The organism is Streptomyces graminofaciens, from assembly GCF_030294945.1.
Classification (GTDB): Bacteria; Actinomycetota; Actinomycetes; order Streptomycetales; family Streptomycetaceae; genus Streptomyces; species Streptomyces graminofaciens.
Window position 1 is genome coordinate 1,858,108 of record NZ_AP018448.1, and the last position, 14,493, is coordinate 1,872,600.

Sequence of the window (14,493 nt, forward strand, 5' to 3'; positions counted from 1 at the left end):
ATGCGCCCTGGAAGGAACCGACTGACATGACATCCACCCCGACCCGGTCGGCGGTGCTCAGGCCGTCCGCGCCGGACCGGCCCGCGGCGCTCGTCCCGGCCGCACCGGTCCGGCGGGCGGCGGCCGCCCTGTCGTTCCGGAACATCGGCGCCGTGTACGTGTGGCTGGTCATCGCCGTGCTCTTCTCCGTCTGGGCACCGGAGACGTTTCCGACCGCCACCACGGTCAAGCAGATACTCAACGGCAACGCCGTGGCCGGGCTGGTGGCACTCAGCGTCGTACCGCCGCTGGCCGCGCGTGTCTTCGACCTCTCGGTCGCCTACACCATGTCGCTGACCAGCGTGCTGACCGCCTACTTCCTGGTCTCCACCGGGCTGGGGCCTTCCGCCGCGATCGCCCTGGCGATGACCGCCGCGCTGCTGATCGGGGTCGTCAACGGCATCGTGGTGGTGGTGCTGCGCGTCGACTCGTTCATCGCCACCCTGGCGACCGGTGCGCTGATCCAGTCCCTGATCACCATGGTCACCAACGACAGCTCCATCACTGGCGTGCAGCTGCTGGCCGAGCCGTTCGCGAACATCGCCCAGCTGGACGCGGGCGGTATCACGCTGCCGGTGCTGTACCTGCTGCTCGCCGCGGTGGCCATCTGGTTCCTGCTGGAGCACACCGCCACCGGGCGCCGGTTGTACGCGACCGGCTTCAACGCCGACGCGGCACGGCTGCAAGGGGTGCGCACCGACCGGCTGCGCTTCCTGACCCTGGTGACCTCCGCGCTGCTGGCCGGTTTCGCCGGAATCGTCTTCGCGTCCTCGGTCGGATCGGGATCGCCGACCGCGGGCACGCCGTATCTGCTGTCGGCCTACGCCGCGGCCTTCGTCGGGGCGACCCAGCTGCGCGCCGGCCGCTTCAACGCCTGGGGCACGGTGCTCGCGGTCCTGCTGCTCGGCACCGGCGTCACGGGGCTCGGGCTCGCCACCAGCGCCCCGTGGGCCGCGAGCCTGTTCACCGGCTCGGTCCTCATCGTCGCGCTGGTCCTGACGGGTGGCCGGATCACCCTGCCCGCCGTCCTGCGCCGCCGGAGGGGGCACTCGTCCGATGGCGGGCCCGAGACTCCCACGGAGGGCTCCGCCGTGCCGGCCACCGGTGAGGAGAGCAGAGGATGAAGGCTGTGCAGTACCGGAGGGTGGGACATGCCCCCGAGGTGGTCGAGGTTCCCGTACCCGAACCCGGCCCGGGTCAGGTGCTGTTGAAGGTGACGGCGGCCGGGCTGTGCCACTCCGACCTGGCGGTCATGGGCTGGCCCGAGGAGCGGTTTCCGTACCCGCTGCCGATGACGCTCGGCCACGAGGGGGTCGGCACGGTCGCGGCCGTGGGCAGCGGCGTCGAGTGGCCGGCCGAAGGCGACGCGGTGGCGGTGTACGGCCCGTGGGGCTGTGGGCGCTGCCACAAGTGCGCCGAAGGAAAGGAGAACTGCTGTCCGCACGCCGCGGGGCTCGGCATCCTGCCGCCCGGGCTCGGCTCGCCCGGCGCCCTGGCCGAGTACATGCTGGTGGACTCGCCCCGCCATCTGGTTCCGTTGAACGGACTCGACCCGGTGCAGGCGGCACCGCTCACCGACGCCGGGCTGACGCCGTATCACGCGATCGTGAAGTCGCTGGCCAAGCTGGTGCCGGGCAGCACCGCGGTGGTGATGGGCGTCGGGGGGCTCGGCCATCTCGCCGTGCAGCTGCTGCGCGTGCTGACGCCGGCCCGGGTGGTCGCCCTCGACGTGAGCGAGGGGAAGCTGGAGCTGGCTAGGACCGTCGGCGCCCATGAGGCGCTGCTCTCCGACGACGCGGCGGCCGGGCGGATCCGGGAACTCACCGGTGGGAGGGGAGCGGAGGTGGTACTGGACTTCGTGGGAGCCCAGGCCACGTTGGCCGTCGCCGCCGCGTCGGTGGCGGTGGAGGGCGATGTGACGATCGTCGGCATCGGCGGGGGCACCCTGGCGGTCGGCTTCGGCGGCGGTCTGCCGTTCGAGGTGTCCGCCACGTTCCCCTACTGGGGCAGCCGAGTGGAGCTCATGGAGGTCGTCGAGCTGGCGCGGCAGGGGCTTGTCTCCTCCCATGTCGAGACCTTCTCGATCGAGGAGGCGCCAGTGGCCTACGAGCGCCTGCACGCCGGGGACATCAACGGCCGGGCGGTGGTGCTGCCGCACGGCTGAGCGGGGGCGCGCGGGCCCGGTCGGGGCTCCGCCCCCAGACCCCGCGCGCGAAGTTCCCCGCGCCCCTGAAGGGCGCGGGGAACTTCGCGCGCGACCACGAGGCACCCACACTCGACAAACCGGCCTGGGGGTCAGGGGGCGCAGCCTGCTCGTGATGGGACGGGTTGGGGCGGCGGGGGCGAAATCCCTCCGGCCGCTGCCCCCGGCACTCAGCGCACTCAGCGATGCGCCGGGACCCCCTCCGGGCCCCGCCCACCCACCGTCCGCGCCACACAGCGCCGCAGCACCGTCAGGAACTCCGGTGTCTCCCACGGCCCCCGGTCCACCCGCCCGGTGTCCGCCACGCCGAGGTCCTGCGTGTCGTAGCGGCCCCGGCAGTGGCCGAGGGTGAAGTAGCAGACCTCGCCGAGGCCGTGCCGCTTGAGATACAGCACCGGCCGGGGCGCGTCGTCGACAGCCGCCGTGTCGCTCTCGGCGAAACCACGGCACGGACCCGTGTACTCGGCGTGCAGCAGCACCTCCAACTCCCCGTGCAGCTCGCACACGTACAGCTCGTCGGTGACCGTGAACGGTTCGATCCCGGCGACCAGCGGATGGCCGGGCCGGGTCACCCGCACCTCGTACGGCTCGATCGGCGGGTGGCCCAGGAACTGGCTGCCGAGCACGGCCGCCACCTCGCCGAGGAGCCGCGGGGTGGTGAACACCCGCGGTCCGCCGGGAGCCGGCGGCTCGATCACCGAGTTGGTGCCGTGCAGGGCCAACCAGCGCCCGCCCCGTTCGACGAACCGTGCCAGCGCGGCCCGCTCGGCCGGCCGGGGCCGGACGTCGCAGGTATAGGTGACCAACAGGTCGGCCCCCTCCAGCGCGGCGGCACAGTCGTAGTCCTGGAAGACCGTCGTCCGCACCCGCGGATGCTCACCGATCAGTTCCAGCAGTCGGAGCCGCGCGTAGTCGAAGTCGTGCCACCGCCCGCCGCAGACGAGTACGGCGTCCAGGCGGCCGGCCGGGCCCGCCACGGCTCAGTACTGGACGCGGGTCAGCAGCCCGCCGTCCACCACGAGGTTGACCCCGACGCAGAAGGAGCCGGTGCGGCCGAGCAGGAACGCCACGGCGGCCGCCACGTCCTCGGCGGTGCCGTAGCGGCCGATCGGCAGCTTGGCGAGGACCTCCTCGTACACCTCTGGACGGCTGGTGCGGATGGTCTCCCAGGCGCCGCCGGGGAAGTCGATCGGGCCGGGCGAGACGGTGTTGACGCGGATGCCCTTCGGCGCGAGGGCGTGCGCGAGGGCCGAGGCGTGCTGGACGACGGCGGCCTTCATGGCGGAGTAGGAGTTGGCGCCGGCGGGGCGGGCGGTGTCGGAGGCGTTGGTGGTGCCGATGGCGACGACGGCGGCCCGGTCGGAGGCCTCGAGGTGGGGCAGGGCCGCCTCGACGAGTCCCGCGAACGGGATCAGGTCGCCGCGCAGGCTGGCCTCCCACGACTCCGGGCCTTTGACGTTGCCCGCCGACACGTTGGACACCAGCAGGTCCAGGCCGCCGAGTTCACCGGCCGCCCGCTCCACGAAGCCCGCGAGCGCGGCCGGGTCGGTGACGTCGACCGGCTCGGCGAACACCGTCGCCCCCTCGCCGCGCAGTTCGGCCGCGGCCTTGGCGAGCGCCTCCTCGCCCCGGGCGCACAGCGCCAGCTCGCAGCCCTCGGCCGCCAGGGTGGCGGCGATCGCCCGGCCGATGCCCCGGCTCGCGCCGGTCACCAGCGCCTTCGCGCCTGTCAGTCCAAGATCCATCGATGTCACTCCTTCGTGATTGCGGAACGAACCCCGAGTGGTTGCGGAACGGGCCCGGGGTGATTGGCGGAACGGGCCCGGGGTGACTGCGGGGAACGCGCCCGGGGTGATTGCGGGAACCCGCCCGGGTGACCGCGGGGAACGGGCCCCGAGGCCCTGGGGTTCGTCGTTCCTCAGTTGCCGGAGAGCTGCGAGAACGGCACCCGGTCCGCGCGCGGCTCCGGCGGCAGCTTCAGTACGCGCTCGCCGATCAGGTTGCGCTGGATCTGGTCGGTGCCTCCGGCCAGGCGGTAGCCCGGGGCACCGAGCACGTGCTCGGTCCAGGCGAACGTGCCCGGCTCTCCCGTGTCGGCGCAGATCCGGGCGCCCATGAGTTCGGCGGCGACCTGTCCGGTGCGGGTGAGCAGGTCGGAGGCCATCAGCTTGGTCAGCGACGCCTCGGGGCCGGGCCGGCCGCCGGAGGCGCTCGCTCGGGCGACGCGGTCCACGGTGGCGGCGCGCAGCGCGGTGCGGACGTACAGGTCGGCGAGGCGCTGACGGACCAGCGGGTCGTCGGTGCGGCCGAGCGAGCGTGCGAGGGCGAGAACGTCCGTGAAGGTGCCGCCCTTGCGCCGGTTGCCACTGCCGGAGGCGGTCCGTTCGAAGCCGAGGGTGGTGGTGGCGACCTCCCAGCCCTGACCCGGGTGCCCGATCCGGAGCCGGTCCGGGACGCGTACACCGCTGAGGAAGACCTCGTTGAAGGAGGCACCACCGCTCATCTGGCGGATGGGGCGCACCTCCACGCCGGGAGCGTCCATCGGGACCAGGAAGGCGGTGATACCCGCCTGTTTGACGACGTCGGGATCGGTGCGGGCGAGCAGCAGGCCGTGGTCGGCGAACTGCGCTCCCGAGGTCCACACCTTCTGCCCGTCGATCACCCAGTCCTCGCCGTCCCGCCGGGCACGGGTGCGCAGAGCGGCGAGGTCGGAGCCGGCGCCGGGTTCGCTGAAGAGCTGGCAGGCGAGCAGGTCCGTACGCAGGAACGCGCGTGCGTGGTCGTGGCGTTGCTCGGGTGTCCCGAACAGGGAGACGGCCATCGCGACCAGGCGCACCGTGACGCTGATCAGTTCGGTCGAGGGCGGTACCTCGAAGGCGGACTCCTCCTCGGCGAAAGCCGCCACGTGCGCGGCGGTCAGGCCCGCCCCGCCCTTGTCCGGGGGCAGCGTCAGGGCCTGGTACCCGGCGTCGAAGCGGGCCCGTTGGTAGGCGCGGCAGCGATCGAGCAGCAGGAGTTCCTCGTCTTCGGGGAGGTTGTGGAACACGGCGAGGTCGGTGGCCTCCTCCGCGGACGCCGTTGCCCGGCGTGGTTCGAGCACGGTGGCCAGCCACTGCCGGGCCTGCGTGCGCCATGTGTCCAGATCGTGCTGCGACACGAGACCTCCTCGGGAGTACTTACCAGATGCAGGCTTGAGTAACGAACGAGGACGAGAAGGCCTCATCACTCATTGAACAAGCGGCACAGCCTTCATCTTGAGTCAGAGTGTTCCGCACTTTCTTGATAAACGCTACAGTCTCGGCATTCGACTCTCCCGTCAGCCGGGAGGGGACCGAGAGCCGCCGGAGGAGCCATGTCGCTGCTGCCACTCGACCGTCGCGCCCGGGAGACACCAGACGAACCCGCTTTGGTCGACGACTGGGAAGTGCTGTCCTGGTCCGGGCTCGCCGACCAGGTGGCTCGGGCGGCGGCTCGACTGCTGGAGATCGCCCCTGGCCCTCACGACCGGGTCGTCGTGCTGGGCGACAACGCCATACCGACAGTGGTGGCCCATCTGGCCGGACTGCGCGCCGGTGTGGGGACCGTGGCCGCGTCCCGGCATCTGACGCCGGGCGAGCTCGTGGACCAGATCATCGACGCGGGCGCGACCGGGATCATCGCCGGCCCCTCCGGGGCGGGCGCCGCCCTGGACGCGGCCAGGGAACTGGGCCTGCCGCTGGTGATGCACGGAGCCCCCGCGATCGGGCACGCCTTCGACTGGGACCTGTGGCTGGCGGCGGCGCGCACCGAACGCCCCGTCCCGACGGACCGGCCCGCCCGGCCTCCCCTCGTCTACACCTCGGGCACCACGGGCCGGGCACGCGGCACCGAGGTGCGCTGGGTGAGCGGTCCGGTCACCGGCAGTGCCGCGTATCTGGCCGCGATGGCCGCCCGGCCCGGATTCCCGCCGGGCCCGCACCTGGTGTGCGGCCCGCTGCAGCACAACGCGCCGCTGACGTCACTGCGGCACCTCGCGGCCGGTCAGCAGGTGGTCGTACTCGGCAGATACGACCCGGCGATATTCCTGAGCCGTGTCGCGAAGTGGCGGGTCACTTCCACGGTCATGGTGCCCACCCACTTCCAACGACTGCTCGCCCTGCCGGAAGAGTTGCGCGCCCGGTACGACGTCTCCAGCCTCGCCCAGGTGTCCCACACCGGATCCGCGTGCCCGCCGGACGTGAAACGGGCCATGATCGAGTGGTTCGGTCCGGTGCTGACCGAGTCGTACGGCGCCAGCGAGGCGGGCACGGTGGCCCGCATCACCAGCACCGAGTGGCTCGAACACCCCGGCTCGGTCGGGCGCGTCCAACCCCCGTTCGAGGTCCTGGTCACCGATGACGACGGCCGTCCGCTGCCGCCCGGCGAACGCGGACTGCTCGCCTTTCGCGCACCCGAGGACCGGGGCGTGCGCTACCACGCGGACCCGGACAAGACGAAGGCCGCCTATCTCTCCCCCGGCGTCTTCACCCTCGGCGACATCGGCTACGTCGATGTGGACGGCTACATCTTCATCACCGACCGAGCCGCGGACGTCGTGGTCTCCGGCGGTGTCAACCTGTACCCGGCCGAGAGCGAGGCGGTGCTGCGGCAGCACCCGGCGGTCGCCGAGGTCGCGGTCATCGGCGTGCCCGACCCGGACTTCGGCGAGTCGCTGCGGGCGCTGGTCGTGGCGACCGCGGACGAGCCGCAGACCGCGGAGCTGGACAGTTTCTGCCGCGACCGGCTGGCCGCCTACAAGTGCCCGAAGGCGTACGAGTTCGTGCCGGAACTCGTACGCAACGCGATGGGCAAGCTCGACAAACGCGCGATGCGCCGCCCCTTCTGGCACTCCGAGCGGACCATCGCGGGCTGAGCCGAACCGACGACCGCCGACAACGGCCGACCCCTCGTACGAAGGATCACTCATGACCGAACTCCTCCTCATCCGGCACGGCCTCCCCCTGGCGGGCGTGTACGACCCGGGGCTGTCGCCGGAGGGCACCGCCCAGTCGGAGCGCCTCGCCGCCTGGCTGGTGCACGAGGACGTCGACGCCCTGTACACCAGCCCGTTCCGGCGTGCCCGCGAGACGGTGGCGCCCCTGGAGCGGCTCACCGGCATGACCGCGACCGTGCTGGACGACCTGCGCGAGTGGGACACGGACGTCTCGCACCCCTACACGCCACCGGAGCAGATCGGCACGGACGATCCCCGGGCGGCGGCCCTTGCCGAAGGCCGGTACGAGGACTTCGTGCCCGATCTCGACTGGGACGCCTTCCGCGCGCGTGCCGTACGGGCCATGGACACCATCCTCGACGCCCATCCCGGCGGGCGGGTCGCGGTCGTGTGCCACGGCGGCATCACCAACACGTATCTGGCGACGGTGCTCGGGCTGACCACGATGTTCTGGTTCCACCCCGGCTACACCTCGGTCTGCCGGGTGCGGCGGTTGCCGGGCGGCCGGATCGTCCCGCACTCGGTGAACGAGACGGCCCACATGATCGCCGAGCGTGCCGTCGACGCGGTCGCCTGACCCCGCCCCCGCCGCCAGGCCCGACCCACCCCACTCCCCCAGGAGGTTCCGGCCATGCCCGGATCCGTCATCGTCGCCGGAGCAAGAACGCCCATCGGCAAACTGATGGGCACCCTGAGCAGCGCGTCCGCCGTCGACCTCGGCGCCCACGCCATCGGCGCGGCGCTGGCCGCCGTGCACCTGGACCCGGCCGCCGTGGAAGCCGTCGTCATGGGCCATGTCGTCCAGGCCGGGGCCGGCCCCAATCCGGCACGGCAGGCCGCGATCCGCGCCGGAGTCCCGTTCTCCGTCCCCGCGAGCACCGTCAACAAGCTCTGTCTGTCGGGGCTGCACGCCATCGCCCTGGCCGACCTCATGATCGCCTCCGGCCGGCACGAGGTGGTCGTCGCCGGCGGCATGGAGTCCATGTCGGGCGCCCCGCACCTGTTGCGCGGGGCACGCGCCGGCTGGAAGTACGGTGCGTCCGCCGTCGAGGACGCTCTCGACCGCGACGCGCTCGTCTGCGCCTTCGACGGCGTCTCCATGGGCGCGGCCACCGAGCGGTACCAGCAGCCGTTCGCGCTGACCCGCGAGGAGCAGGACGAGTACAGCGCGCTCTCCCACCGACGGGCCGCCCGCGCCCAGGAGTCCGGCGCGTTGGCCGACGAGATCGTCCCGTTCACGGTGACGGGACGGCGCGGCGAGACGGTGGTGGACACCGACGAGGGCGTACGGCCGGCAAGCACCGCCGAGAGCCTGGGACGCCTGAGACCCGCCTTCTCCGGCGGGGGCACCATCACCGCGGGCAACTCCTCACAGCTCTCCGACGGCGCCGCGGCCGTCGTCGTGATGAGCGCGGAACGGGCCCGGCGGGAGGGTCTGCCCCCGCTCGCCGGGATCGGTGCCTACGGCACGGTCGCGGGCCCCGACCCCTCTCTCCTGGTCCAGCCGGCCGGCGCGATCCGCGACGCCCTGTCCCGGGACGGCCGGTTCAAGGCCGCCGATCTGGATCTGTTCGAGATCAACGAGGCGTTCGCCGGAGTGGCCCTCGCCTCCGTACGAGAACTGGACATCCCCTTGGAGAAGGTGAACGTCAACGGCGGCGCCATCGCCCTCGGCCACCCGGTCGGCATGACCGGCGCCCGCCTGGTGCTGACCCTCGCGGCGGAGCTGCGGCGACGCGGAGGAGGCAGCGGAGCGGCGGCCCTGTGCGGGGGCGGCGGCCAGGGCGACGCGCTGCTGCTGCACGTGCCTGTACAGGCCTGAACCCGGAGCTGACGCACCATGAACGACCATCCGCCCCTGGCCGAGACGATCCTCACCGTGGCGACCCGCGCCCCCGCCGCCGACGGTGTCGTCTCCCTCACCCTGCGCCGCCCGGACGGCGAGGCACTCCCCTCCTGGACCCCGGGTGCCCACATCGACGTACTGCTGGAAGGCGACGGCGGTGGCCTGATCCGTCAGTACTCCCTGTGCGGGCACCCTGAGGAACACGAGGCCTGGCAGATCGCCGTGCTGCGCGAGCCGAGAAGCCGCGGCGGCTCCGCGTACGTCCACGACCACGTGCGCGAAGGCAGCACCGTCCGGGTCCGCGGACCACGGAACAACTTCCCGCTGCGGCCCGCCGCACGCCATCTGTTCGTCGCGGGTGGCGTCGGCATCACGCCGATCCTTCCCATGGTCGAGGCCGCCGAGGCCGCGGGGGCCGACTGGCGCCTGCTGTACGGCGGCCGCACCCGTACCTCCATGGCGTTTCTGGACCGTCTCGCCCCGTACGGGGACCGCGTCCTGATTCGCCCTCAGGACGAGTACGGCCTGCTGGACCTCGCCGCCTTCCTCGGCCCGGCCGAGCCGGACACCCTGGTGCACGCCTGTGGTCCCGAACCCCTGCTGAGGGCCGTGCAGGAGCAGTCCGCGGGCTGGCCCCCGGGCACTCTGGGCGTCGAGCGGTTCGCCCCGGTCGAGGCCGCCGGAGCCGGCCCGGCCGAGGCCTTCGAGGTGGAGCTCGCCCGTTCCGGGCTCACCCTCACCGTGCCGCCGGACCGCTCGGTGCTCGAGGCCGTGGAGGAGGCCGGCGTCGCGGTGGACTTCTCCTGCCGGGAGGGCACGTGCGGCACCTGCGAGACCGACGTGCTCGTCGGCCGGCCCGACCATCGCGACTCCCTGCTGACCGAGGAGGAGCGGGCAGCCGGCGACACCATGCTCATCTGCGTCTCCCGCTCGTGCGGGCCTCGTCTGGTCCTCGACCTGTGAGCAGTGGGGCCTTTCGCACCGTCCCTGTGCCGCTGCTCACATCGTCGCCGCCACCTTCGGCAATTTACTAGGACGTCCTAGTATCTTTCCAGTAGGTGTTACCCCGCCCTGCCCAGGAAGGCCCCCATGAGTGATCTGCACCAACCCGTGCACCCTGTCCGCCTGGTGACCGCTTCGGCCCTGTTCGACGGACACGACGCGTCGATCAACATCATGCGACGGATCTTCCAGTCCCAGGGCGCCGAGGTGATCCACCTCGGGCACAACCGGTCGGTGCGCGAGGTCGTGGACGCGGCGCTGGAGGAGGACGCGCACGGCGTGGCGGTCTCGTCCTACCAGGGCGGGCACGTCGAGTACTTCGAGTACCTCGTCGAGTCGCTGCGCGAGCGGGGAGCGGAACACGTCCGCGTGGTGGGCGGCGGAGGCGGCGTCATCGTGCCCGAGGAGATCGCCCGGCTGCGCGGGAGCGGGGTGACCATCTTCTCCCCGGAGGACGGCCAGCGGATGGGCCTGGCCGGGATGGTCAACTCGGTGGTGAAGGACTGCGACTTCGATCTCTGGGACTGCGGGCCGGTTGACGCGGCCGCCGTACTCGCGGGCGACCGGTTCGCGATCGCCCGCGCCATCACAGGTGCGGAGCTCGGCAAACTGCCCCCGGATCTCCTGGGACAGTTGCGTGCCGCGGCGGCGGCACGGGTCGCGCCGGTGCTCGGCATCACCGGCACCGGCGGCTCGGGGAAGTCCTCACTGACCGACGAACTGGTGCGCCGCTTCCGCGTCGACCAGCAGGACAAGCTGCGGATCGCGGTGATCGCGGTCGACCCGACCCGCCGCCGGGGCGGAGGCGCGCTGCTCGGTGACCGGATCCGTATGAACGCCCTCGACGGGAACCGGGTGTTCTTCCGGAGCCTGGCCACCCGCGGCAGCCGTGAGCTGCCCGAGCACCTGTCCGACGTGATCGACGTGGTCAAAGCGGCCGGGTTCGACCTGGTGATCGTGGAGACGCCGGGCATCGGGCAGGGCGACGCGGCGATCGTGCCGTTCGTCGACACCTCGCTGTACGTGATGACGCCGGAGTTCGGTGCCGCCTCGCAGTTGGAGAAGATCGACATGCTCGACTTCGCCGACGTCGCGGCGATCAACAAGTTCGAACGGCGCGGCGCCAAGGACGCGCTGCGCGACGTCGGCCGCCAACTGGTCCGCAACCGCGAGGCGTTCGGCATGCGGCCCGAGGACATGCCGGTGTACGGCACCTCCGCGGCCACCTTCAACGACGACGGCGTCACCGCGCTCTACCAGCATCTGAGGACCACCCTGGCCGAGAAGGGGCTTGCGCTGTCCGAGGGCACGCTGGCGCCGGTCGACGTCCGCCACTCCTCCGGCATCCGCCAGGTGGTTCCCCCGGACCGGGTTCGCTACCTCGCCGAGGTCACCGAGACGATCCGCGCGTACCACGCCGAGACGGATCGGCTCGCCGAGGCGGCCCGGCGGGTGCAGCGCCTGGACCTGGTCCGGGGCGAACTCGTCGAGACCGGCTCCGACGCCGGGAATGTGGAGTCCCTGCTGGACGACGCCCGCAGGCGCCTCCCGCGCGACATCACGGAGCAGATCGAGAACTGGCCCGCCGTCATCGCCTCCTACTCCGGCGACGAGCAGGTGGTGAGGGTCCGGGACAGGGAGATCCGCACCAGGCTGACGCGCGAGTCCCTCTCGGGCAACAAGATCCCCCGCGTAGCGCTGCCCCGTTTCACCGACCACGGAGAGCTGGTGCGGTTCTGGCGTCGCGAGAACCTGCCCGGCCACTTCCCCTTCACCGCCGGGGTGTTCCCCTTCAAGCGCGACGGCGAGGACCCGGCACGGATGTTCGCGGGCGAGGGCGACCCGTTCCGCACCAACCGTCGCTTCAAGCTGCTCTCCGAAGGCCAGCCGGCCACCCGCCTGTCCACCGCGTTCGACTCGGTCACCCTCTACGGCCGCGACCCGGACGAGCGTCCCGACGTCTACGGGAAGGTCGGCACCTCGGGAGTGTCGGTGGCGACTCTGGGAGACATGAAGGCGCTCTACGACGGCTTCGACCTGGTCGCGCCGACGACCTCGGTCTCCATGACGATCAACGGGCCCGCACCGACCATCCTGGCGTTCTTCCTCAACACCGTCATCGACCAGCGGGTCGAGGGCTTCCGCGCCGCCGAGGGCCGCGACCCGTCGCCCGAGGAGACGGCCGAACTGTGTGCGCACGCGCTGGCGAACGTGCGCGGCACGGTGCAGGCCGACATCCTGAAGGAGGACCAGGGCCAGAACACCTGCCTGTTCTCCACGGAGTTCTCCCTGCGGATGATGGCCGACATCCAGGAGTGGTTCATCGCCCACAAGGTCCGCAACTTCTACTCGGTGTCCATCTCCGGCTACCACATCGCCGAAGCCGGGGCCAACCCCATCAGCCAGCTGGCCTTCACCCTGGCCAACGGCTTCACCTACGTCGAGGCCTACCTGGCCCGGGGCATGCGCATCGACGACTTCGCCCCGAACCTCTCGTTCTTCTTCTCCAACGGCATGGATCCGGAGTACACGGTGCTGGGCCGGGTGGCCCGCCGTATCTGGGCCGTGGCGATGAAGGAGAAGTACGGCGCGAACGAGCGCAGCCAGAAGCTGAAGTACCACGTCCAGACCTCCGGCCGCTCCCTGCACGCCCAGGAGATGGACTTCAACGACATCCGCACCACGCTGCAGGCACTCATCGCCATCTACGACAACTGCAACAGCCTGCACACCAACGCCTACGACGAGGCGGTCACCACCCCCACCGAGGAATCCGTACGCCGGGCCCTGGCCATCCAGCTGATCATCAACCGGGAATGGGGCCTGGCCATGAACGAGAACCCCCTCCAGGGTTCGTTCGTCATCGACGAACTCACGGACCTCGTCGAAGAGGCGGTACTCCAGGAGTTCGAGCGCATCAGCGAACGCGGCGGCGTCCTCGGCGCGATGGAGACCGGCTACCAGCGCGGCCGCATCCAGGACGAGTCGATGCTCTACGAACAGCGCAAGCACGACGGCACCCTGCCCCTCATCGGCGTCAACACCTTCCGCAACCCCCACGCCGACACCGCCGAACCCGGCGTCATCGAGCTGGCCCGCGCCACCGAAGAGGAGAAGCAGTCCCAGCTGGACCGCGTACGGGACCACCAGGCCCGCCACCAGGGCCAGGCCCACACCGCCCTGACCGCCCTCAAGGACGCGGCGGTCGGCGACCGCAACGTCTTCGCCGTGCTCATGGACGCCGCCCGGGTCTGCTCGCTCCAGCAGATCACCGAGGCCTTCTTCGAGGTCGGCGGCCAGTACCGCCGCAATGTCTGAACCCTGCCCCGGAAACCCCCGTGCAGCCCCTCATCGGATAGGACCTCAGATGGATCCCGTCACCCGTCTCGGCGTCGTCGGCTGTGGCCTCATGGGCTCCGGCATCGCCGAAGTCGCCGCCCTCAGAGGCATCGACGTCCGTGTCGCCGAAGCCACCCACGACGCCGTCGAGGCCGGCCGACGCCGTATCACCGCCTCCCTCGACCGGGGCGTACGGCGTGGCAAGCTCGGCGAGGAACAGCGGGACCAGGCCCTCACCCGACTCTCCTTCACCCACGACCTCAGCGACATGGCCGACCGCCAGTTCGTCATCGAGGCCGTCGCCGAGAACCGTGACATCAAGACCGACGTCCTGCGCGCCCTGGACAAGGCGGTCGAGGACCCCGCCGCGATTCTGGCCACCAACACCTCCTCGATCCCCATCGTCGACCTCGCCATCGCCACCGAGCGACCCGGGCAACTCATCGGCATGCACTTCTTCAACCCCGTGCCCGTGCAGCAACTGGTCGAGCTCATCCCCGCCCTGACCACCAGCCAGGAAACCGTGAAGCGCACCCGCGACTTCGCCCGGCAGCTGGACAAACAGGCCATCCAGGCTCCCGACCGCTCCGGCTTCGTCGTCAACGCCCTCCTCGTGCCCTACCTGCTCAGCGCGGTACGGATGGTGGAGTCGGGCGCCGCACGCCCGGACGACATCGACCAGGGCATGGAGCTCGGCTGCGCCCACCCCATGGGACCTCTGCGCCTGCTCGACCTCATCGGTCTCGACACCGCCCAAGCGGTGGCCGAGTCGATGTACGAGGAGTTCAAGGAACCGCTGTACGCACCGCCCGCCCTGCTGCGCCGCATGGTCGCCGCAGGCCACCTCGGCCGCAAGAGCGGCCGCGGCTTCCACACCTACGACGCTTGAGCAAAGGGAGAGCCCCGCACGGCCAGGGCGCCGGAGCCGACGGGCCCGGCCGTGCGGGAGATCGTTCCGCCACGGCCCCGGGTCACGACGGACCGGGCGGCCCTGCGGACCGCAGCAGACCGGCGGGATTCGCCACCGCTCGCGACCAGCCGGACCCGGGCGGGCGACCAGAACGCGGAAATCGACCACGCGAGCGCGACGGC

At 71.6% G+C, this 14,493-nt stretch carries 11 protein-coding genes; 8 read left to right on the plus strand and 3 right to left on the minus strand.

Annotation, left to right across the window (positions count from 1 at the left end):
• Positions 1-26 precede the first annotated feature (26 nt).
• Positions 27-1,163, plus strand: coding sequence for an ABC transporter permease (locus tag SGFS_RS08125; RefSeq protein WP_286248936.1), 1,137 nt, complete (start codon positions 27-29; stop codon positions 1,161-1,163).
• Positions 1,160-2,203: an NAD(P)-dependent alcohol dehydrogenase gene (locus SGFS_RS08130; protein ID WP_286248938.1), complete on the plus strand. Its 1,044-nt coding sequence runs from the start codon at positions 1,160-1,162 to the stop codon at positions 2,201-2,203. Before SGFS_RS08125 ends, SGFS_RS08130 begins: the two co-directional genes overlap by 4 nt.
• A 218-nt stretch (positions 2,204-2,421) precedes the next feature.
• Here SGFS_RS08130 and SGFS_RS08135 read toward each other — a convergent pair whose 3' ends face one another.
• The 3 genes from SGFS_RS08135 to SGFS_RS08145 all read right to left on the minus strand — a co-directional run bounded on the left by SGFS_RS08135 (position 2,422) and on the right by SGFS_RS08145 (position 5,399).
• Positions 2,422-3,219, minus strand: coding sequence for a ThuA domain-containing protein (locus tag SGFS_RS08135; RefSeq protein WP_286248939.1), 798 nt, complete (start codon positions 3,217-3,219; stop codon positions 2,422-2,424).
• Positions 3,220-3,222: 3 nt separating this feature from the next.
• A complete protein-coding gene (locus SGFS_RS08140; protein WP_286248940.1) occupies positions 3,223-3,987 on the minus strand; it encodes an SDR family NAD(P)-dependent oxidoreductase in 765 nt (254 codons plus the stop codon).
• Between the two features lie 173 nt (positions 3,988-4,160).
• Positions 4,161-5,399: an acyl-CoA dehydrogenase family protein gene (locus SGFS_RS08145; protein WP_286248941.1), complete on the minus strand. Its 1,239-nt coding sequence runs from the start codon at positions 5,397-5,399 to the stop codon at positions 4,161-4,163.
• A 195-nt stretch (positions 5,400-5,594) separates the two neighbouring features.
• On the opposite strand from SGFS_RS08145, the gene SGFS_RS08150 reads away from it, so the two are divergent.
• The 6 genes from SGFS_RS08150 (at position 5,595) to SGFS_RS08175 (ending at position 14,290) form a co-directional block, all read left to right on the plus strand.
• A complete protein-coding gene (locus SGFS_RS08150) occupies positions 5,595-7,133 on the plus strand; it encodes an AMP-binding protein (protein WP_286248942.1) in 1,539 nt (512 codons plus the stop codon).
• Between the two features lie 52 nt (positions 7,134-7,185).
• A complete protein-coding gene (locus SGFS_RS08155; protein ID WP_286248943.1) occupies positions 7,186-7,791 on the plus strand; it encodes a histidine phosphatase family protein in 606 nt (201 codons plus the stop codon).
• 54 nt (positions 7,792-7,845) lie between these two features.
• Positions 7,846-9,036 carry an acetyl-CoA C-acyltransferase gene (locus tag SGFS_RS08160; RefSeq protein ID WP_286248944.1) on the plus strand — a complete coding sequence of 397 codons (1,191 nt, stop codon included), beginning with the start codon at positions 7,846-7,848 and terminating at the stop codon, positions 9,034-9,036.
• Positions 9,037-9,054: 18 nt separating this feature from the next.
• Complete coding sequence (locus SGFS_RS08165; protein WP_286248946.1) at positions 9,055-10,023, plus strand: PDR/VanB family oxidoreductase; 969 nt, start codon at positions 9,055-9,057, stop codon at positions 10,021-10,023.
• 126 nt (positions 10,024-10,149) lie between these two features.
• A complete protein-coding gene (icmF, locus tag SGFS_RS08170) occupies positions 10,150-13,380 on the plus strand; it encodes a fused isobutyryl-CoA mutase/GTPase IcmF (RefSeq protein ID WP_286248948.1) in 3,231 nt (1,076 codons plus the stop codon).
• A gap of 49 nt (positions 13,381-13,429) precedes the next feature.
• Positions 13,430-14,290 carry a 3-hydroxybutyryl-CoA dehydrogenase gene (locus SGFS_RS08175; protein WP_286248950.1) on the plus strand — a complete coding sequence of 287 codons (861 nt, stop codon included), beginning with the start codon at positions 13,430-13,432 and terminating at the stop codon, positions 14,288-14,290.
• The last annotated feature ends 203 nt before the right edge of the window (positions 14,291-14,493 follow it).

What these genes read in the sequence shown, in the direction of transcription:
- SGFS_RS08140 (WP_286248940.1), bottom strand. Translation starts at nt 3,987, where the DNA reads ATGGATCTTGGACTGACAGGCGCGAAGGCGCTGGTGACCGGCGCGAGC.
- SGFS_RS08130 (WP_286248938.1), top strand. Translation starts at nt 1,160, where the DNA reads ATGAAGGCTGTGCAGTACCGGAGGGTGGGACATGCCCCCGAGGTGGTC.
- SGFS_RS08160 (WP_286248944.1), top strand. Translation starts at nt 7,846, where the DNA reads ATGCCCGGATCCGTCATCGTCGCCGGAGCAAGAACGCCCATCGGCAAA.
- SGFS_RS08150 (WP_286248942.1), top strand. Translation starts at nt 5,595, where the DNA reads ATGTCGCTGCTGCCACTCGACCGTCGCGCCCGGGAGACACCAGACGAA.
- SGFS_RS08155 (WP_286248943.1), top strand. Translation starts at nt 7,186, where the DNA reads ATGACCGAACTCCTCCTCATCCGGCACGGCCTCCCCCTGGCGGGCGTG.
- icmF (WP_286248948.1), top strand. Translation starts at nt 10,150, where the DNA reads ATGAGTGATCTGCACCAACCCGTGCACCCTGTCCGCCTGGTGACCGCT.
- SGFS_RS08125 (WP_286248936.1), top strand. Translation starts at nt 27, where the DNA reads ATGACATCCACCCCGACCCGGTCGGCGGTGCTCAGGCCGTCCGCGCCG.
- SGFS_RS08175 (WP_286248950.1), top strand. Translation starts at nt 13,430, where the DNA reads ATGGATCCCGTCACCCGTCTCGGCGTCGTCGGCTGTGGCCTCATGGGC.
- SGFS_RS08165 (WP_286248946.1), top strand. Translation starts at nt 9,055, where the DNA reads ATGAACGACCATCCGCCCCTGGCCGAGACGATCCTCACCGTGGCGACC.